This is a genomic window from Mycobacterium sp. UM_11, assembly GCF_001414075.1.
Classification (GTDB): Bacteria; Actinomycetota; Actinomycetes; order Mycobacteriales; family Mycobacteriaceae; genus Mycobacterium.
The window spans coordinates 1-239 of sequence record NZ_LATC01000295.1; the positions used below are offsets into that span (position 1 = coordinate 1).

Here is a 239-nt window from a genome sequence, read left to right on the forward strand (position 1 = left end):
CCGGGGTTGGCGAGGCGTTTGGTGTGATACAGCGCCAGGGGTGTGGCGTCATCGAAAATGGCCAGATAATGGTTCGCGTGGCGGGCCAGCCGGATCACGTCGCTGATCGGCAGGCGGGTGCCGCCACCGGTGCGCCCGTGCCCGGCGGCGGTCTGCAGCTCGTGCAGGGTGGTGGTGATGATGATGGAGGCCGGTAACCCGTTGTGCCGGCCGAGTTTTCCCGAGGCCAACAGCGCGCG

At 68.2% G+C, this 239-nt stretch carries 1 protein-coding gene; it reads right to left on the reverse strand.

All coding sequences use genetic code 11. The features are described from left to right. Positions 1-239: DUF222 domain-containing protein (locus WU80_RS25095; RefSeq protein WP_156349814.1), on the reverse strand; the 239-nt coding region annotated here is incomplete at both ends.